17 protein-coding genes and 2 pseudogenes are annotated in these 19,539 nt (G+C 52.1%); 4 read left to right on the top strand and 15 right to left on the bottom strand.

Features of this window, described 5'->3' with window-relative positions:
• Positions 1–253 precede the first annotated feature (253 nt).
• Positions 254–2,482, bottom strand: a complete 2,229-nt coding sequence (locus tag AC3IT6_RS19855; protein WP_489352182.1) for a polysaccharide biosynthesis tyrosine autokinase — start codon at positions 2,480–2,482, stop codon at positions 254–256.
• A gap of 37 nt (positions 2,483–2,519) precedes the next feature.
• Positions 2,520–2,960: a low molecular weight protein-tyrosine-phosphatase gene (locus AC3IT6_RS19850; protein ID WP_458370021.1), complete on the bottom strand. Its 441-nt coding sequence runs from the start codon at positions 2,958–2,960 to the stop codon at positions 2,520–2,522.
• Positions 2,961–3,608: 648 nt separating this feature from the next.
• Between AC3IT6_RS19850 and rfaH the strand changes: the two genes are divergently transcribed.
• Together rfaH and AC3IT6_RS19840 are read left to right on the top strand one after the other, a co-directional pair.
• A complete protein-coding gene (gene rfaH, locus AC3IT6_RS19845) occupies positions 3,609–4,139 on the top strand; it encodes a transcription/translation regulatory transformer protein RfaH (protein ID WP_489356624.1) in 531 nt (176 codons plus the stop codon).
• Positions 4,140–4,519: 380 nt separating this feature from the next.
• Positions 4,520–4,731: pseudogene (locus tag AC3IT6_RS19840) on the top strand (IS66 family transposase); the annotation flags it as partial.
• Between the two features lie 56 nt (positions 4,732–4,787).
• Here AC3IT6_RS19840 and AC3IT6_RS19835 read toward each other — a convergent pair.
• The 4 genes from AC3IT6_RS19835 to AC3IT6_RS19820 form a co-directional block, all read right to left on the bottom strand.
• Complete coding sequence (locus AC3IT6_RS19835; protein WP_489352179.1) at positions 4,788–6,182, bottom strand: undecaprenyl-phosphate glucose phosphotransferase; 1,395 nt, start codon at positions 6,180–6,182, stop codon at positions 4,788–4,790.
• Positions 6,183–6,531: 349 nt separating this feature from the next.
• Complete coding sequence (locus AC3IT6_RS19830; protein ID WP_489352177.1) at positions 6,532–7,218, bottom strand: winged helix-turn-helix domain-containing protein; 687 nt, start codon at positions 7,216–7,218, stop codon at positions 6,532–6,534.
• Between the two features lie 34 nt (positions 7,219–7,252).
• Positions 7,253–7,996 (bottom strand): EAL domain-containing protein, encoded by a 744-nt coding sequence (locus AC3IT6_RS19825; RefSeq protein WP_489352175.1) that lies wholly within the window; start codon positions 7,994–7,996, stop codon positions 7,253–7,255.
• A 29-nt stretch (positions 7,997–8,025) separates the two neighbouring features.
• Complete coding sequence (locus tag AC3IT6_RS19820) at positions 8,026–8,766, bottom strand: winged helix-turn-helix domain-containing protein (RefSeq protein ID WP_489352173.1); 741 nt, start codon at positions 8,764–8,766, stop codon at positions 8,026–8,028.
• Positions 8,767–9,290: 524 nt separating this feature from the next.
• On the opposite strand from AC3IT6_RS19820, the gene AC3IT6_RS19815 reads away from it, so the two are divergent.
• The gene (locus AC3IT6_RS19815; protein WP_489356622.1) at positions 9,291–10,124 is read left to right on the top strand and encodes an undecaprenyl-diphosphate phosphatase; all 834 of its coding nucleotides are present in this window, start codon (positions 9,291–9,293) and stop codon (positions 10,122–10,124) included.
• Between the two features lie 54 nt (positions 10,125–10,178).
• Here the strand turns inward: AC3IT6_RS19815 and dusA are convergent, their stop codons facing one another.
• On the bottom strand, positions 10,179–11,183 hold the full coding sequence (gene dusA / locus AC3IT6_RS19810) for a tRNA dihydrouridine(20/20a) synthase DusA (protein ID WP_489356620.1): 1,005 nt from the start codon (positions 11,181–11,183) through the stop codon (positions 10,179–10,181).
• A 98-nt stretch (positions 11,184–11,281) separates the two neighbouring features.
• Here dusA and AC3IT6_RS19805 point away from each other — a divergent pair.
• Positions 11,282–11,503: pseudogene (locus AC3IT6_RS19805) on the top strand (site-specific integrase); the annotation flags it as partial.
• Between the two features lie 55 nt (positions 11,504–11,558).
• Here AC3IT6_RS19805 and AC3IT6_RS19800 read toward each other — a convergent pair.
• From AC3IT6_RS19800 to AC3IT6_RS19765, 8 genes are all read right to left on the bottom strand, one after another.
• On the bottom strand, positions 11,559–13,202 hold the full coding sequence (locus AC3IT6_RS19800) for a hypothetical protein (protein WP_489352171.1): 1,644 nt from the start codon (positions 13,200–13,202) through the stop codon (positions 11,559–11,561).
• 266 nt (positions 13,203–13,468) lie between these two features.
• Entirely contained in the window at positions 13,469–14,608 is a 1,140-nt protein-coding gene (rffA, locus tag AC3IT6_RS19795) for a dTDP-4-amino-4,6-dideoxygalactose transaminase (RefSeq protein WP_489352169.1), read from the bottom strand.
• Between the two features lie 14 nt (positions 14,609–14,622).
• Positions 14,623–15,375, bottom strand: coding sequence for a class I SAM-dependent methyltransferase (locus tag AC3IT6_RS19790; protein WP_223442100.1), 753 nt, complete (start codon positions 15,373–15,375; stop codon positions 14,623–14,625).
• Positions 15,376–15,392: 17 nt separating this feature from the next.
• Positions 15,393–16,355, bottom strand: a complete 963-nt coding sequence (locus tag AC3IT6_RS19785; protein ID WP_489272784.1) for a lysylphosphatidylglycerol synthase transmembrane domain-containing protein — start codon at positions 16,353–16,355, stop codon at positions 15,393–15,395.
• A gap of 133 nt (positions 16,356–16,488) precedes the next feature.
• Positions 16,489–16,725, bottom strand: coding sequence for an acyl carrier protein (locus tag AC3IT6_RS19780; protein WP_200667110.1), 237 nt, complete (start codon positions 16,723–16,725; stop codon positions 16,489–16,491).
• A gap of 224 nt (positions 16,726–16,949) precedes the next feature.
• Positions 16,950–17,579, bottom strand: a complete 630-nt coding sequence (locus AC3IT6_RS19775; RefSeq protein WP_489352166.1) for a hypothetical protein — start codon at positions 17,577–17,579, stop codon at positions 16,950–16,952.
• The gene (locus tag AC3IT6_RS19770) at positions 17,576–18,472 is read right to left on the bottom strand and encodes a DapH/DapD/GlmU-related protein (RefSeq protein WP_489352164.1); all 897 of its coding nucleotides are present in this window, start codon (positions 18,470–18,472) and stop codon (positions 17,576–17,578) included. The genes AC3IT6_RS19775 and AC3IT6_RS19770 overlap by 4 nt, the downstream gene beginning before the upstream one ends.
• Positions 18,473–18,474: 2 nt before the next feature.
• A complete protein-coding gene (locus AC3IT6_RS19765) occupies positions 18,475–19,425 on the bottom strand; it encodes a glycosyltransferase family 2 protein (protein ID WP_489352162.1) in 951 nt (316 codons plus the stop codon).
• Positions 19,426–19,539 lie beyond the last annotated feature (114 nt).

The following is a 19,539-nucleotide window of genomic DNA, read 5'->3' as shown; positions in this document are numbered from 1 at the left end:
AAAACAACGTTGACCCAACCTTTGTTGATCCAGAGAAATACACCGAATTAACGGATAACCATCGACGTGGGGTACCACGAATTTGATTTTTTCCACGCTACCGCCCCAGGATTAATTGCCAGTCCCTGAGAGCGCCATTATTTATTAATGTGTCTGCATCTTTTTTCAGCAGCAGGTAGCAAGGTGGAGTTGATATGGCTACCGCCATGCACTTCTGCTCGACGGTAGCGGGGTATCGACAGCAGTTAGTTAACTAAACGTTCTCTGATTTATATTCGTAGTTGTAATAACCATAATCGGCATAACCATATTTGGCCGAGGCGCGTTTTTCAACGCCATTGAAAATGGCGCCTTTCAAATCAATGCCATTTTGTGCAAAGCGGCGCATGGTCAATTCAATTTCACGAACCGGGTTAAGTGCAAAACGCGTCACAATCAAGCTAGTGCCCGACTGGCGACCGACAATCGCCGCATCCGTCACTGCGAGCAACGGTGGGGTATCCAGAATCACCAGGTCGTACTGGGCGCTGACTTCGTCCAGGAAGGCACTGAAGTTCGCATGCATTAGCAGTTCTGAAGGGTTGGGCGGTATTTGCCCGCGGCCAATAATGTCAAGGTGCTCGAATTCGGTTTTATTGATCGCGGTTGCCAGGTCGCAGCGCTTGACGAGTAAATCCGACAGCCCGTTTTCAGCGGGAGTCCCGAATACTTTATGCAAATACCCTTTGCGCATATCCACGTCGATCAGCAATACACGTTGGCCGGTCTGAGCGATGACGGCAGCGAGGTTGGCAGAAACGAACGTTTTACCAACCTTGGGGCTCGGGCCGGAGATCATCAGGCGATTATTGCTGGCTTCGAGCATGGCGAAGTGCAGGCTGGTGCGCAGGCTGCGCAATCCTTCTATGGCCAGGTCGGTGGGGTGAGTGCTGGCCAGTATGGGGGCGGCGTTGTTAGCGCGGCCTCGACCACTTCGGAGGGTTTTGTTTTCTTCACCTTTTTGCAGTGCGCTGAAAGGAATGGATGCGTACACCGGCAATCCCAGCTGTTCAATTTGATCCGGATTTTCCACGCCGCGGTTAAGTGCTTTGCGAAAAAGCACCAATGCAGTAGCCAGAAAAGCCCCGAACAGGGTGGCAATAAGTACGATCAGGGGCTTTTTGGGTTTGACGGGCTTGCGCAGATCCACATCGGCGGTATCGATCAAGAGCACGTTGCCCACGGTGCCGGCGCGCATTACATCCAGTTCCTGGGATTTATTCAGGAGCTGGGTATAAATTTCGGTGCTGACTTTTACATCGCGGGTGAGGCTAAGCAGTTCTTGCTGTGTTGAAGGCAGGCCCTCGACTTTTTTGGCCAAGCCATCCTGCTTGCTTGTCAGCTCGCCTAATTGGCTGAGCAAGGCCCGATAGGCGGGATGCTGACGGGTAAACTTGCGATCCATTTCCGCTTGCTGCAATTTCAATTCGGAGATGCTGGTATCAAGCGCCACGATCTGATCGAGAATGGCTTTGGCTTCCAGGCTGATATCGATGGATTTACTACGAATTTGATACTTGTTCAGGGCGTTTTCGGCTTTTTCCAGGTCTTTGCGGACCTGAGGCAGTTGATCGTTTAGAAACTCCAGGCTTTGAGCGGCTTCGGCCGATGTCCGCTCAACATTTTGCCTTACATAGAGCTTGGCGATTTCATTGAGGATTTGAATGGCTTTGGCCGGCTCCTCGCTTTCAAGAGCCATTCCGATCATGCCGGATTCTTTACCGCGCTCTGATACATCAAGTACTTTTTGGTACTTCAAAATACTGGTCAGGCGTGGGTCACGCACAATGCTGAACGTTGTACCAGGATTTGCCTGCAACACTTCGACCTGCAGTTTAATGCCGTCTTTGTCATAGGCTTGGCCTACTTGGCCTTCGACCAGGACATTGTCATCTTCATCCAGCAAAGTGAAGTGGCCACTTTCACCGCTGACGAAAGTTAGTTCCTCACCCAGAAGTTCCTGTGGGAGTTCGAGCTGAAATATTTTCAGGGTTTCACCACCCCAGGCAAAACTGTTCATGCCGAACCATGGCGTCGCGACCGCATTAACAGTGTCTGGCTTGAACCGGCGAGCAATAAAGTCGCCGATCACCGGAAAATGGTTCGGCTCGACAGTGATATCGAGCGATAGATTGTCGACAACCTTGCCGATGATGGCGCGCGACTTGATTAATTCAATTTCTGTGGCTGAAGGTGACTCTTTACCCAACATGCTGTTGATATCGGAGAAACCGAGCATGTCATTTTTTTTAGCCTCCACCTGTATCAAGGCAGTTGCCTGGTAAACAGGATTGGCCAACACCGCATAGGCCGTTCCAACGGCCATGGAGGCAGCAGTGATCCCGGCAATCAACCATTTATGATCGACCAGTGTTCCGAGTAGGCCCATCAAGTCGATTTCATCATCATCGTCATGTGAGGTTAATGCTGGAGTTTGCTGCATAAGTGAGTTCTTTTTTAACAAGTATTCGAGGAATGGTTTAGCGTGCGAGACGCCTTGCCCAGGCGGTTACTGCTTCTTCAATCAACGCGTATGCATGCACAAAAGACGGTTTGCCTTGACGGTAGGGGTCGCTGATTTCGCGGTTGTTCTGCCACTTGCCCAGCAAGAAGACCTTTCCTCGCGCCTCAGGCGCGATCTTGAGAACACGGTCTATGTGCGACTGCTCCATCACCAGGATCAGATCCGATTCGCTGATGGCGGCAGGGGTCAGTTGATTGGCTTTGTGCTCTGTTGGCAGATGGCCATGCTCTTCCAGTACGATCCGGGCGGTGGGCTCGATAGGGTGGTCTTGTAGCGCGCCAAGACCCGCGGAGCTGACTTCGATGTCGGACCGGACCAGTGCTTCTCGCAACAAATGTTCTGCAGTAGGACTTCGGCAAATGTTGCCAATGCAAACGATTAGAATCTTGTTAAACAAGGCAACCTCCCTGGAAATTCCACACTTGCGGTGATGGTGCAATTGGAAAGACTGAAATTCTGTTTTTCTTCAATGGCACTTTTATGACGGCTTGCAGCTATTGGGTGTGTGCCTCTTTCCGTGAGGAGTTACCGTACTGGATGAAACTTTTCACTGCGAAGACTCTGGTCTGCTGGAATCTGGACTGGGAGCGTGCTTGACAGTTGCTATGCTAAAAATCATAACTGGCAACCCACGACAAACTCAACCATTAAATGCCACGTGATTATTGAGTGCGCGCGGAAAAAAAATATCAATATATAAAGTCAGATATTAAATAACATTGCCAACTCTTAAAATAACATTGCCGGGTGTTATCGGACAAATTCTAACATTCTCGACTTTTTTGTGTTGTGCAGTATTGGGCTGTGTTAAATAGCGTGAGGCGCGGTTTGACGATTAGTGTCGGGGATTGCTTTGGGTAAAGCGTTCTCCAGCATTCGTTTATTGACAATAAGTTTCGCATGTTTTTAAAGGGCGCAGTTTCCATGGTCGGCCAATTCCGTTTCTCGGGTGCGTTTCCATCCTTGGGAGAAATCCGTCGCAAGGTCGAGGAGAAAACCACGGAGCTACTTGGCCACATAGGCGTAGAAGGGGTTGATTGTGTCCATCCATAGTGCTTCGGCAGTTCAAACGACCTTGCCTGAGAGTCTCACTGCCAGTGCCTGGTATTTGGTTCAATGCAAGGCGAGCCAGGACGAGCGTGCAGAGATCAATCTGGTTAACCAGGGGTATACCTGTTTTCGCCCTACGCACCGGCGCGAGCGTGTTTTACAGGGGCGCAAGAGGGCTGTTCGCGAATCGCTGTTTCCGGGTTATCTGTTTATCCAGCTCGGCTCAGGTGAGAGTTGGGCGCCTTTGCGTTCTACCCGCGGTGTATTGCGAATTGTCAGTTTTGGAGGCAAGCCGCTGCCCGTAGGTGATGACTTGATCGCCCAACTTTATGAGCACGATAGCGCAGCCCCTGTGGAGGCTCGGTTTGCCTGTGGGGAGAGGGTGCGTATCAATGAGGGGCCTTTTGTCGATGTGGAAGCGATCTTCCTGGCGATGGAGGGAGAGCAGCGAGTGTTGCTCCTGATGACACTGCTGCAGCGTGAGCAAAGAATCAGCGTCCCCTTGGTTGATATCAGTAAGCATTGATACGGTGCATTGCTCGTTTGTAATCATCGGAATCTTCCTTGCGGCGTCTTTCAAGGTCGATGTCGTGCCGCTCTCAGGGTATGGATCTGGCGGTTGTAGCCCGTGCATCCGTCAGGATGTTTGTGGGCTCCCGTCACAATGCGCTCGGCCAGCCAATCAATGAGCGGATACCGTTCCGGCAACAAGGTCCGTTGCCCTCATCTTCGCTTCCCCCCTAGGCATTAAGCTTCTTTCGCAGCGCCAGGAAAGCAGCGCTCTTAGCCAAGGCTGCATCTTTGCGGCGTAGCTGTTGTTCCGGCTCGCGAATACGGTTTTTGTCGTCATGGGATTGCCCGGCATCCACTTTTTAGCGATCGACTGCTGTCGTTGCGCCTGCCTGACGTATGTTTGTTGAGGTACAAAAGGTTCAGCCTGAAGGTAAGTCCGGGCGTGCCGATATCGCCCTGATATCGGGTCAACAAGCTGTACGGTATCGAGCGGAGATTTAAGAGAAGTCGGCGATGAACATCGCCACGAAAGTCGGCAGCAGAACAACTTGCCGGTGTTGGTGCGGTTGCAGGCGTGGCTGGTGAAGATCCAGCCACGGGTGACGAGGCTAACGCACTGGGAAAATGGCTTGCTTTCCCTGGTTAGCCTGCAGACGCACCATCAATAAATGTCTTTTGACAGCAAGGTGAACGGCGTCTTCACCAGGATTTTCACGTCCAGCCACAACGACCAGTTATTGATGTACTTGAGATCGATCTCGACGCGTTTCTGCATCTTGTCGATGGTGTCGGTCTCGCCGCGGCAACCGTTGATTTGAGCCAGCCCGGTGATCCCCGGTTTGATTCGGTGGCGCGCCATGTAGGCGAGAATCTTGCCGGAGTAGTAGTTATTGTGCGCAACGGCATGAGGGCGTGGCCCGACCAGCGCCATATGGCCCTGCAAGACGTTGAACAATTGCGGTAGCTCATCGATGGAAGTGCGACGGATAAAGCGCCCGATCGGGGTGATCCGCGAGTCGTTACGACTGGCTTGCTTGACCTCGTGATCGTCATGCACGCGCATCGAGCGAAACTTCCAGACCTTGATGACCTTGCCGTTCCATCCGTGACGGTCCTGTTTGAAAAATACCGGACCATGGGAGGTGAATTTGACGGCCAGGCCAATGATCAACAGTAACGGGCTCAGAGCGACAATGGCCATCAGTGCCACGCTTTTATCAAGCAGGCTTTTGCTCAACGCGGCAGTGGGTTGGCTGGACAGCGGGCATTCAATCAAATGGATTGCCGGCATGCCATCCACATCACTGACCGAGTGATTGAGCAGCGTCAGGCTGTTCAAGTCCGGGACCCAGACAACATCTACGTTGGCATCCAGCAAGTCGACATACATTTCTTCGATTTGTACCGCTTCGCTCAGGGGCAGCGTGATGTACAGGCGGCGGATGTCATGGGTCTTGATCAGTTCGAGCAGTTCTTCTTGCGGGCCTACGACAGGTGGCGCACCTGTCTCCAGTAAAGGAGTGGTGTCGGAGCTTACCAGGCCGACCAATGGGAAGTGCTCGAGGGCGCGAAGCTTGTTAGCCAATCCCAGTGCCAGCTCGCCAGTACCAACAATCAGTGTTCTGCGCTCAATTTGAAGCGCCCGTTGGTAGTACTTCGAAAAACCATGCAGTGGGACGTACAGCAGCGCCTGCCCGATGTAGCTGCAGAAAGCCCATGTCAGAATGATTTGGCGAGAAAACAGTTCGTTGGCCTTGCAGAGGAAGGCGACAATAGCCAGCGCTGCCAGTGTCATGGACCAACCCATCAGGAGTCTTACCAGGCCCTCCAGGTAATTGTCCTTCTTTGCATAGACGCCGCACCATGTATAGGCCGGAACCGATGCAAGCACAGTAAGCGTTGCGCAGACTCGATAATAGAACTCTACCGTCCCCGTCTGGTAGTAAACCAATATTAATAACAGGGCAACAACAAAGCCTTGGCCAAGTGCCCACTGTCCCCAGAAGGTCAGTCCTTTGGGGGTGGTATTTCGATTGATACGAAGATTGTTAACCATACGGTATCCCCAAAATACGTCCATTCGCGTTTCGACAGACAAGAGCCAAAATACGTGCAGCAAGAGTTATTGTTCATATCAGATGGCGAAGCATTGACGACCGAAACGCCACGCGGGCGGCGCTGTCATCGGTACATAGGTTAAATTATTAGTGCGGGCACTGTCTGACGACTTTTAACGAGTGGGTGGTGTATCTGGTTGATATGTCTGGACAAGAACTGCGTTATAAATAGTCTGGATTAGGCTTTTTTAACGTAGCTTTATAGAGGGGGGGAGGGGGGGTACGGGGGTAAAATGGCGTGCTTTATTATTGTTGTATTGCACTGCCGGGGCGAACAATTTGAATTGTTCAGGCCAGATTTTTTACGCGTACGATTTTTTGTATCACGCAGTACCCACGATTCCTTACGGCACGAAAAAGGCGTTCGCCGTTGCTGGCGTTTTTAAACTTTTCCTGTAACCGGCTCAGGCACATTTCGAGACCCCGATAATGCTCAGGTTCTCTGCCGATGCTGCGGATAAGGTCGTCCTTGCTGACCACGCGATCATCATGGTGCAGCATTTTTTTAAGCAGCGTGGCTTCCAGGCCAGTCAAGGCAATCTCCACGTCATCTTTGATCAACACGCCGCTGACATCGCTCAGTCGCCAGGTTTCAGTCGGCGCAACGTGCGGTTTGGCCGGCTGGGAGACGCATTCCCTGGTGTCATCCCTGGAGTCGTTTGCAGTTGATGTGAAATGAGTAAATTTCGTTATGGCTTGCGCAGCTTGCCATTCGGACTTGAAGCTCGAAAGTATGCGCTGCGTATCATGCTTGATAACCGGAGGAGCCATTTTGGCCACATGCGGGGAAATAAACTCCATAAGCTTGGGGGCGGAAGTGGGTGGAGCGACGCCTTCAAAAAACATCTTTGCCTGTGACGTGCCGTAAGCGTTATATCGCTTGCTGGACAGCAATGCCTCAAGCTCTAGTTGTAGTGCGGGGTTGTGTGTCACCACGACAAAATATTTTCTGGGGAGGTTTGTGCTGCTATCCATGGCTCTCTCCTGAGTTGCACGTCTGGGTCTTGGTTCAAAGGTTGTCGGCAGGGGAGTAATGACTCCCCTGGAAGTAATCGAAGGGCAGCGCGCGTGCGAGTATATGGCTGGCAGCATGCTCGACTCTGTCCGCTATAAAGGAGACTTTTGTGTTGTGAGTGAGCGTGGTCATGCGTTCGTGGAGGCGATTGAATAACTCTGGGTTGCCACTGAGCTTGAGGCTCAAGTCTAGAGAGGATGTGGAAATCTTTATATAGTCGAATAGATTCAGGGTTGTGAAGATTTCGATACTTTCATCGTCGATGTTGTAGTCGTCGAGCGCGATTTCTATGCCGTGATCTTTCAACAGATATACGTTGTGAAGGATTTTCTTTTTTTCTGCGAAGCTGACTGCCGAGAGGGGGAGTTCATTAAGCACGATAACCAGTGTCTGGCCAAATTCGCGCAGAGCAGCGCCGGACTGAATCAGCTCTTCGGTGAGCGCAGAGTTGGCGAGATCTGACTGTCCTACGCAAACAAATCTGCGGCTTAAATATTTATTTCCGTTGGTGGTGTTGTGATCTTTCAGCGAAAATGCAATCAGCCTGGTTTGCATCAGTACTTCACTGTAGATCCCACTCATCTGATGCGCCTCTGGCGCGTAGGCGGCGGAAGCGGAGTCGTCAAAATGTATTCTGATCTCGCTACCAAACGGACAATCATCCCGAGTGAGGATCAATTGTCGAGACAGGTAATGCTCTGCGTGACCGTAGAGTCGCACGCTCCCTGTTGCGTTCATAAAACAGAAACTCCCTTTTACATTAAGAATCAGGTTGTCGAGATCAGACCCCTGATTAAACGATATCCATGCCCACGGATACTTTGAATGGCGTTGCTGCCATACATGCCTTTTATTTTGCCGCGAAGGCGACTGATCGACTTTTCCAAGGCTCTTGGGTCATAAAAATTTATATTCAGCCCCATGATCCTGGCGATTTCATCATGGCTCAATATCTGGTTTGTTGTTTGAGAAAAAGCCTCAAGAATTTTCATTTCCGCAAACGATACATCCAGTTTTTTATAGTCGCCAGTCAGGCACATCCGGGTGGGGTCCAAAAGCAGATTATGCTTTTTTTGCCATTCTGGGCTGTTAAAAAACTCGGACAGTGCGTCCGTATTTTCGTCTGTAATAGTGTCGCAATTAATACAGTAGTCGGCCCCGGCCAGATAATATTTCATCTTGTTGTAGGTGCCTCTGCCGGTGATGGCTACAATCACTATTGACGCCAAATTATCGGCGCGAATATTTTCTACCAAGGCAAGGCTTTCAACAAACGCTTGAGGGTTGTCGATAACGATAAAAATGGCACGGTATGAATGGGTACTATTGTTCCTTTTGAATGAGTTGCTATAGCACATCGCATCAACGGCAATATCCTTGCCTATGTGGCTTGCGACTAATTCCCTAAAGCCCTCAGCTAGCGTATGGGTTCGCCCAATGGTGAGAATACCTGTCTCCTCCTTCACGTCGCTGTGGCCTGTAGTCGTTAATTTCCCTGTAAGCATCATGCTTTGACTCGGATGGGTGCGGGCATTTGAATGTTAAAGCAGCAATTCTCGTTTGTGACTGACAATTGGTAACATTTCACTGTTTTTTCTAGCGGTCGTCTCGTTTTTTTAACATCGTCGGTGATTCTGGTGTGATCGTCTGCCCGCCTGTGGTTCGAGGTGCCTAATCATCGATGACAATCTCGTGGGCTGACCAGGCATAGCATTGTGCCATCTAATGGCCAAATGTCCCGCATTTTCGCCCCCATATGACCGTGCATCTCGCTAAAGTTTCAGCTGCCTGATTTTTTTTGTTCGGGTGCCATGAGGCTGCGGGGTTTTGTTGTTTCGAGTGCGAGTTGTCGCTCTTGTTTGGCCCGACACTCTCCGATATTAACTGTTATCTAACGTTCATATTGGTGAGGTCGGTCATGGACATTTCATAACATAGAGTTTTATTAAGCGGCCTGATGCGCTTTACTATCGTGTTGGCGTTGAGTTGGAACAAAGTCGACGCATTGGTATTTGTCGCTGAGGGAGGATTAATGGATCTTTGGACAACCATAACAGTGTTGATTTTAGGGATGGTTGAAGGTCTGACGGAGTTTTTGCCTATATCAAGTACAGGGCACCAGATTGTTGTCGCGGACTTGCTCAGCTTCGGCGGCGAGCGAGCCATGGCCTTTAACATCATCATTCAATTGGGCGCGATCCTGGCGGTTGTCTGGGAGTTCCGTCGCAAGATTCTCGAGATCGTCACGGGCTTACCGACCCAACGCAATGCGCAACGTTTCACCTTGAATCTATTGATCGGTTTTTTTCCGGCAGTGGTCTTGGGAGTGTTGTTCGCCGATAAGATCCATGAGTATCTGTTTAACCCGATCACTGTAGCGGTGGCATTAGTGGCGGGTGGCATCATCATGTTGTGGGCCGAGCAGCGGGAACACGTGGTGTATGTCGAGCATGTTGACGATATGCGCTGGCAGGACGCTCTCAAGGTCGGTTTCGCGCAATGCCTGGCGATGATTCCGGGTACCTCGCGCTCTGGGTCGACCATTATCGGTGGGTTACTGTTTGGTCTGTCGCGTAAGGCTGCCACGGAGTTTTCGTTTTTTCTGGCGATGCCGACCATGGTCGGTGCCGCCGTGTATTCAGGCTATAAGTATCGGGATCTGTTCCAGGCCGGTGACCTGCCAGTGTTTGCGCTGGGTTTCGTGACGGCGTTCTTTTTCGCCATGATCGCCGTGCGTGGTTTGCTCAAGTTTATCGCCGCCCACAGCTACGCCGTGTTCGCCTGGTACCGGATCGGATTCGGTTTGCTGATTCTGGCAACGTGGGTATTCGGTTGGGTTGACTGGACCGGGGCTGCGGCGCACTGACACTCGCACCAGGCTGCAGGACATGCAGCCTGGTCGCAGGGAGGCGGCTAACCGTTAACGTCCCTCAAGCAGCTCCGCGGCTTGATCCAGCAACACCAAAGGTTCTTTGGCCTTGTGAATATCCACCGACAGTAACTGCCGAAACTTGCGTGCTCCCGGAAACCCGGTGCCCAGCCCGAGCACATGTCGGGTGATGTGGTGCATCGAACCACCTGCAGCGATGTGCGCCGCTATATAAGGACGCAACTGCGCCAGCGCCTCGGCGCGGCTGATCACCGGCGCCGTGCTGCCGAACAGCTGCTGATCCACCTCGGCCATCACATAGGGGTTGTGATACGCCTCGCGGCCCAACATCACGCCGTCGAACGTCTGCAAATGTTCGTGGCAGGCCTCCAGCGTCTTGATCCCGCCGTTGAGAATAATCTCCAGCTCAGGAAAGTCCGCCTTCAACCGCGCCGCCACGTCATAACGCAGGGGCGGGATGTCACGGTTCTCCTTCGGCGACAACCCCTCCAGAATCGCAATCCGCGCGTGCACGGTAAAGCTGGTGCAGCCGGCATCCCGCACCGTGCCGACGAAATCACACAGTTCTTCGTAACTGTCGCGCCCATTAATGCCGATACGGTGCTTGACTGTCACCGGAATCGACACCGCATCCCGCATCGCCTTCACACAATCGGCCACCAGCTGCGGATGCCCCATCAGGCATGCGCCGATCATATTGTTCTGCACCCGATCACTCGGGCAGCCGACATTCAGGTTCACCTCGTCGTAACCATGCTCCTGAGCCATGCGCGCACACGCGGCCAGGTCCAGCGGGACACTGCCGCCGAGTTGCAGGGCGAGCGGGTGTTCGGCTTCGTTGTGACGCAGGAAGCGTTCGTGGTCGCCGTTGAGAAGCGCGCCAGTGGTGACCATTTCGGTGTAGAGCAGGGCGTTTTTCGACAATAGGCGCAGGAAGAAGCGGCAGTGTCTATCGGTCCAGTCCATCATGGGCGCAACAGAAAACCTCCTGGATACCGTATCTGTTGGGGAGGCTAGGTTTTCTGCGGGTTTCATCGGCATTTAGCTACTTCTCATTTGCTACGGTTTTTTGCTTAATAATGAGTGAGCCTTGCTGCTATGTAACAACGCAAACCACTCGTGTAGCAAAATCCATGGGATCGATCACCGTTCGCAAGCGCAAGGATGGCTCTGCAGCGTACACCGCACAGATCCGCATCATGCAAAAGGGTGTGACAGTTTATCAGGAAAACCAGACCTTCGATCGCAAGGCCGCGACCCAGGCCTGGCTCAAGCGGCGCGAAGCTGAGCTGGCCGAACCTGGTGCAATTGCCAAGGCCCATCGCAAGGGCGTGACGGTCTGGGAAATGATCGAGCCCCCTCGGCCTCCCGTTTCCGGGGTGCCGAGGGCACTAATGCCGGTAACGCTAGTCAGATCTTGCCGAAATTGACACAGCAGTAGCCCATATCGTCCTTCTCCTGCGCCTGCCGGAATTCAGACGGCACCCATTCGCAACGCGTGATCAGGCCTGGGCTGTTCAGTCCTTTGAGAAATGGCAGCAGCCTGCCGTTGCTCAAGTCGCCACCGTAGCCGAACTCAGACACGTAGAGCACGTGGATCGGTTTCTTGTCGCGCAAAAAGGCAAAATATGTCATGTGGTCCACTACGACATTTTCTGCCGACTCCGCGGGAATACCACATGACGCCCCCAGCTTGCTGATTGAATCCAAGTGAAGCTGAGTCCCCAGCACCGGAATCGAAAGTGGCTGCCCGGGCAAGCTCGATTGAGCGAAGGAGGAGTTGCCTGTGATGCCAGGGGTCACGAGGGCTAACAGTGTCACCATCGACGCCATAGATAGCAGCAACAACAGTGAATAGGCTGCTAGCGTGGGTATGTTACTTGGCTTCACTGCGCGTCGGGAATGCATCAACAGGGCTGTGATGATGATCGACACAGGCATGAATTGAATGCCTGCATAAAAATTCTGGATGTTGTAGAAAAACGCATTGATCAAATCTGCGCCGACCAACAACAGCGCCAGCACGACAGACGCAGACACTTTGCGGCGAACCACTTGGAACAGAAATACCGGGATGCTTACAACGTGGATTCCGATAATAAACGCGTACAGAAAATAATAAATGGCAAGGTTGAGGTGCGGCAACTCTTCAAAGCTACCGACGATAGGAGGCAGCCAGCCTGATTGAAAAGTGGCATTAAAGGTCAGGTGTATCAACACCCGGTCAGGGAAGCTTATTAAATTATTGTATGCGGCGCTGACAAACTCAGCTGGTGCAGAGAACAGCATACCCGGTAACAATGTGTTGGCCGCCAGCATTTTTTGAATGTTCGGCGCATCCTGACAGCCCGCCAGCGCGCTGAAATAGTGAAAGTTCTGAATGCACAGAACCACGACGAACAGCCACAAGCCATAGCGAATCGCTTTGTGGTACGTTGCCGTCGCCAACCACACGGCCGCTAGCGCGAATGGCGCATAGAACAGGCTCTTCGGGTGAGCATAGAAAAATAATGTCAGCAGCAATGCAAGCCCAACAGTCATTGCCACCTGCGCGCGCGCAGACTTCTGCTCCTTGAAGAAGAGTGCCAACAAACAAAGCACCAGGATCGGCAGCATCAGAAGTTGTTCAGGACGCGACAAGACCCACAGATAGGGGAGGACACCCAGTGAAGCCACCGCCACCAATCCAGCGAAACGCTGAAGAGCCCCTTCAACATCACGCGCCTGCTTCAAGCACCAATAAGCGAGCAAGGCAAACCAGATCAGCGATAAAGAAATACCGCTCACTCTCAAGCCTAACGGACCCAGGTGGGCATAGATCGCCGACAGTAATATACCGGCCGGATAAAATACCCATGAAACTGTCCGCCCTGCAGTTGTTGTGCATTGTGGAAAAAGGGTAACCGCATTTCCGTCCTCCAGAAAGAGCCGCGCAACCCTGAACTTTGTCATGACTTCATCGGAATAAACCGGAAGAAATACCCCGCTCAGTAATACAGCAAAGAACAATGCCAGAACAATTATTGGAATTTTATTTGTTAAAACATCTCTCATTCTTTGGCATCCAGTCGATTTAAAAATCGATTATTCCATATTCGTCAGTAAAGGCTTATTAATCGGCGCCAATGATAGCCCAATCCCAGCATTGAATCTGCATTGTACCCATCGAGCCTGAAAGCTCTCTGGAAGCTCCAGGTAAGTCCTCAGATGTGCTGAGCGGTTAGTTCATTTATCTACTGGCAACGATATACCGTGCGTCCAATGTCATGGGTGCAGCTACGCAGTGTGCAGATCAGCAATTGCACGCTGCGTGTTCCCCTTCAGGAAACGGCGCGCTGTAGCGAGTCGACGACACCTGCCTGTTGTTCCTCTGTCAGCCCCACCCACAGTGGCAAGCGGATCAAGCGGTCCGACAGGCTGTCTGTATTTGTCATCGCGCCATGTTTTCGGCCGTAGCGCAGTCCTGCCGGTGAGGAATGCAGCGGTACGTAATGGAATACCGGGTGGATATTGTCGTGTTTAAGCTTCTCTAGCGTGCGTTGGCGATCGATGCCGGGAGCAAGCAAGACATAGTACATGTGTGCATTGTGTGTGCATTCTGCCGGAATGATCGGGCGGCGTACTGCGCCTGTCGATTCAAGCCCTTCGAGCGCTTGGTGATAGTGGTTCCAGCTATCCAGGCGATTTTGTGTGATCGACTGTGCCTCTTCCAGCTGCGCCCAAAGAAAAGCGGCGGTCAATTCACCTGGCAGGTAGGAAGAGCCGACTTCCTGCCAAGTGTACTTGTCCACTTCACCTCTGAAGAAACGGCTGCGGTCCGTACCTTTCTCCCGAATGACCTCGGCGCGTAATGACAGTGTCGGGTCGTTAACCAATAGCGCGCCGCCTTCGCCGGATATCACGTTCTTGGTTTCATGGAAGCTATATGCGCCCAGATCACCAATACTGCCCAAGGCTCTTCCTTTATAGGAGGCCATGACCCCCTGCGCAGCATCCTCAACCACGCGGAGACCGTGCCGGCGGGCGATCTCCATAATCGTGTCCATTTCGCATGCGACGCCGGCGTAGTGAACCGGAACGATTGCCTTGGTGCGAGGTGTAATCGCAGCCTCAATCAAGCGTTCGTCCAGGTTCAGTGTGTCTTTTCTGATATCGACAAACACCGGTATTCCACCGCGCAATACAAAAGCGTTAGCAGTGGAGACGAAGGTGTAAGAGGGCATGATGATCTCATCCCCAGGTTCAATATTGAGCAATAGGGCTGACATTTCCAGGGCAGCAGTACACGAGTGCGTCAACAGTGCCTTTTCGCTGGCGGTGTACTGTTCAAGCCACTGATGGCAACGTCGAGTGAAGGGGCCGTCACCAGCAAGCTTATTAAGGAACTTTGCTTCTGCAATATAGTAAAGTTCCTTTCCCGTCATGAAAGGGCGATTGAAGGGAATTTTAAAGTCGCTCACTGTAGGTCTCCAGATTATGGTTTTTTGGCTAACAGCAAGAGTGAGCCGCCGAGAGGAAAGGTGATGCCTGCCTTCAAAAGGCCAAGCTCTATCTTCATAACGAACTCAAGGAGCCGATTGGTCCGGTCAGAAATATCGAATTCGCTGTTTACTTGCGCATTTTTTTGACCGGGGCGCTGTCGTGCCAGCCACATCAAGGAGACGAGCAGGGTGACAAAGGATGTGACGTATTGAACCTCAAGGCCGGCGCGGCCTACCTTGTCGACAAGCTCGCGTCGTGTGTAGCGGCGCACATGACAGGCGCGTTCATCCGCGGCGGACCACAGCCAGCGGTGCTGGGGAACGGTCAGCAATAGATGACCATCCTTATGCAGTGCGCGGGAAAGATTCGCCAGTACCTGTTCATCTTCATCGATATGTTCGATGACATCAAAAGCGCCAATTACATCAAATCGCTCTGCATCGTTCATGGCGCGCGCGTCCAGCTTTTCAAAGCTTGCGCTGGGCACGCGTCGACGTGCATGCATCAGGCCTTCTTCGAAAAACTCGGTGCCGGAGAGTGTCGTTTCGGGAAATTCCTGGTGAATCCCTTCCAGCACAAAGCCGGTACCGCAACCAATCTCCAGGAAATTCCGGATTTTGCCGATGCGAGATTTCAGCACCCAAATGATCACGCGGTTACGGGCGCGAAACCACCAGTGGCGTGCCTCTGCCTGGGCAAGCGCCTCAAAGGCGGACTTGGGGAACGGGGTGCGATCTGGGGACATCAATCTGGCTCTCTGTTTTAGTTTTTATCTTTCAGGCGATTTTCCTGAATAGTATCCCACAAGTAAATAAAGCCACCGCAAGCGGCAGGGATCAGGACCATTAGAATGTAGTTTGCCAGGGAGGCGCCCACGGCTATATTGGCTGGAACGTCAAGTAGACCATAAAAATAAACAAAAAAACCTTCGCGTACCCCAAGCCCACCCACTGTTATTGGAACCATGGTCAGGATGGCGATGACCGGATAGAGAGCAAAGTGCTGAATGAAGGGGATGTCATAGCCGTAGGCACGAAATACCAAATACACTACCGATATCAGGGATATTTGATAGCAGCAGATAAAAAGCAGGGATGACGTGAGCGCCTGCCGGTAGGGGAAGTTAATCGTGCTGGCATGTAGTTTCTGAATATACCCCAGCAATAGGGAAAGTAACGGGTTATTGACGGTGCGGCCGCTATAAAGTGTATGGATTTTTTTGCTGGTCAATATTATTTGGGCCACTACGGCTATGCTGCTGACGGCGCCGACGGTCATGATGAGCAGCGCGTAGTTGTCTGATGCCGGCAAGAAGGGCAGGGCAAAAAGGGTAAAGGTACATAACACCAATAGTCCAATCATGCGCTCAATGATTACCGTACTGCCTGCGGTACCCCGCTTTTTCGGGTGGCGTCGTTCGATGTGAAACATACGAAAGGCATCCGCTCCCTGCGACGAGGGCAAAATCAAACCTTGAAATTGAGAAACCAGGTTTATTTTCCAGAGGCTTGCTAACGCTTCGTCAATCGAATTGAGCCGCAGGAACACTTGCCAGCGGTTGACAGAAAAAAAAGAACTCAAAGTGATTGGGATAACAGCCGCCAGCGCAAGGTAGTGCCATGCTGTAATGTCGCTGATTAATGCCGTTAGTTTAAGGTCAAATGTGTGTATGAGAAATGCACAGATAAAAAACGCGATCAACAATTTCAAAAACGTCAAAGGCATGCAGGGTGCTCAACGTAGGAGGGCGAGGCTGACGCTGTGTAGATAATAGGTAGGTGAACCCTGTCACGGTCGAGAACGGCATGAGGGAGAGTGGACATGCTGTCTGCCTCCCCTACATGACAAGGGATGTCGGTTATTGCAGTTTTGATTTTATGTAATCGGCCAGGTCATTGATGGTTTTAAGGCCTTCAATATCCTCGTCAGGTATCTCGATGACGTAGTGATCCTGGATAGACAGAATGATATTGAACATGCCGAGAGAGTCAACACCCTGGTCGCTGAGGCTAATATTGTCGCGTAGCGTTGAGGCATCTGCTACAACATCAGCCTGGGAAATGATGTTGATAAGTTGTTCTTTTGTCTGGGGCATGGTTAGTAATTCATCGTAGAGGTGTTGAAGTTACCCCGGCCGGTACGTTTGTACTGCGGGAGGGAAGCTTTGTGGCATTGCTGGCAGTTGACGAGGTTGCCTGCTTCAAAAAGATGTAGCACATTAGCAGCTGTCGAGAGAGGCGTGTAGTGTTGATCGTCGAGCCATAAGCTTCGCTGAACTGGCACCTCGCCTTACTGCAAGGTTCGTGTGCCAGCGGTAGGCTACTCGACCTTGAGGGCGCTGAAGTAGAGCGTACCGATATGTTCTGCATTGAGCTCAATGCGACTACGGGTCAATCGAGTGCCCAGTGTCTGCTCAAGTGTCAGCCCTACCCCGCTCAAGTCAGAACACGGCGGCCACTTCGGGCTTTCCCAGCGACAGAAAACCCACTGGCTGCCACTGGGTATGCTCAATTCCTTGAGAAGCAGTGCCTTGTTCATGGATACCAGCACTTCGATCGGAGAGAAGTCATCTGGCATGGTCGTCAGGCTCACTGACCGATGGGCGGGTGTGAAAACACATTGTTTTTCAACCAGCGACTCGTCGTAAGCACGTCGTGTATCGGCGCAACCTTCGCCTTGAATCAATTTGCCTTCATGATCAATGCCATCGAGTTGAAAGGTGAAGGTAGCGACAGCCTCACCTGGCAATGATCGAGGGGTTGCTCTCGGCCACCAGTGACAGGTGAGTAGGTGGTTGGTCATTCTACTGATTCTGAAGTCCAGCTTTTCGATCCGTGCGTGCGGCGCATGGCGAGTGATGGCCTGCATCGTGGCATTGAGCATGTCGGACCCGTGTATGTAGGTTCGTTCGCCTTTGAATCCCAGTGATAGCTCGGTGAAGTGCATCACTTTTGTTTCCTGAGGTGGGCTGTCATGTTAGCCCTGTGATTGATTGCGAAGTTTCCAGAAACGACGCTGTTTGGCGCGATGTCGCTGATGACAACCGAGCCCATTTTTATTTGTACCGCGTCGCCAATCACAAGGCCCTGTGCGATGGAGCAAGAGGCGCCAACCCATGCGCCGGCCCCCAGGCGTGTGCGTCCTGCAATAACGGTATTGCCAGAAATCACAGAGTTCTTGCCAATCACGGCGCCATGACCAATGTTGGTCATGATGCCGATCTGGCAATTTTCTCTGATGGTTGTCGGCTGCTGGAACAAGGACCTCGCGATTACTGCGCCAGCAAGTATCTGGCAACCCGATTCAATGCGTACACCGCCCTGATGTTTAACCACCATCAGCGTGCCGTTGTCGTTGCGTAGCGTGATCAAGCCCTCGGCGCCTACAACGGCATTTGAACCGATGTAGACATTGTCTCCGATCTCGACAGGGCCTTCGATCACCGCATTTGCTGAAATTTCGACATTGTTACCCAGTGTGGCCAGTGGCGAGATAACGGCGCTGGGGTGCAGGGTGCAATTGTCGCCGATGCTCGGTGACTGCGCAGTTGCGCACTTTGTCTCTTCACTCAAGCGGTTGTAGAGGCGGAAAAAAGAGGTGCGTGGGTCGGCACAGAATACAATTGATTTTTCAGTCGCTAATTCTTCATTTTTTAAACTTTCGGGGCACAGGACACACGCGACGTTGGGCGTAGCCAAAGCCTTTTGCAAATAGTGCAAATTCTGACAGTACACCAGTGCGCCTGGTGTTTGCGCATCGATTTCGTCGAGGTGTGCAAAGACCCCATTGTTTAAAATGTGTTCAGCAGGGAAATAATCCACGACGCGGTAAGCGGATGTCATCTTTACTCCACATGCTCTTCAATAATGGGGAATTGACTAAGGTGGGTTGCATTTTCGACCAGTCTTCCGAGGTACTCGCCTTGCACACCTAGTGCCAGAAGGATGTTACCGGCGAGGAATGACAGCAAGATCGCCAGCGATGCCCAGCCTGGCACTATTTGATCGGTCAGGAGGGTGCGCAGCAGAACATACATAGCGAATAAAATGCTCGACGCGCTGACCAAAAAGCCCCAGATCGACACGTAGCGAAGTGGCAACAGGGAGTAATTGACGATAAGGAACGAAAGCGTTTTGAACATCTTGCCAAGGGTGTAAGTGCTCGGGCCGCCATCAGCGCGCGGCGCGTGGCGAATGCTCACGTTCGCCATCATGCTGACGGGCACCGAATTAAAAAGCATCGCGGCGATATGTGGGTGTGAACCCTGGTATCTGGCGAGCTGTCTAGCCACTTGTTGACTCATGGCCCTGTAGCTCGAGAGGCTGAAACCGGTCGGTTTGCCCATGACCTTGCTAACCAGTTTCTGGTTGATGCGCGAAGCAATGTTGCGCCAGGCGCTGTGCTGTTTTTCAGCCAGCGGGATCTTTCCGATGACGACATGCTTGCCGGCTTGAAGTTGATCAATAAACAGTGGGAGGTCTTCTGGGAAGCACTGCAGGTCATCGTCGATTGTCACGACATAGCGTTTGCAGGCATAGCCGATGCCGCACAACGTAGCATGTTGTTGCCCCTTGTTCTTCGCGAAGCGAACGACTTTGACTCTGCGGTCTTGTTCGTGCAGTGCCAGAGCGGCAAGCCACGTCTGGTCCGGGCTCGCGTCATCGACAAGAATAATCTCCCAGTCGTCGCAAATCTGATCAAGAGTCGCGCGCGCGCGCTCGTAAAATTGCGGGAGCGTACTTGCGCTTTTATAAACGGGTACCACCAAGCTTACTGAGACGGTTTTATCAATCACCTTGAGCCTCATCCTGATCATTCGATTGTGCGATGACGCATGCTGCTAACGCGTCCTGTCTGGATTTTACAGGCTTGTAGAGTTGTTGTTTGCTACTTGGCATCACGTGCAGCG

The organism is Pseudomonas sp. KH_017, from assembly GCF_057840285.1.
The sequence above is the reverse complement of the archived record's forward strand: the minus strand, read 5'-3'. Positions and strand labels throughout refer to the sequence as shown.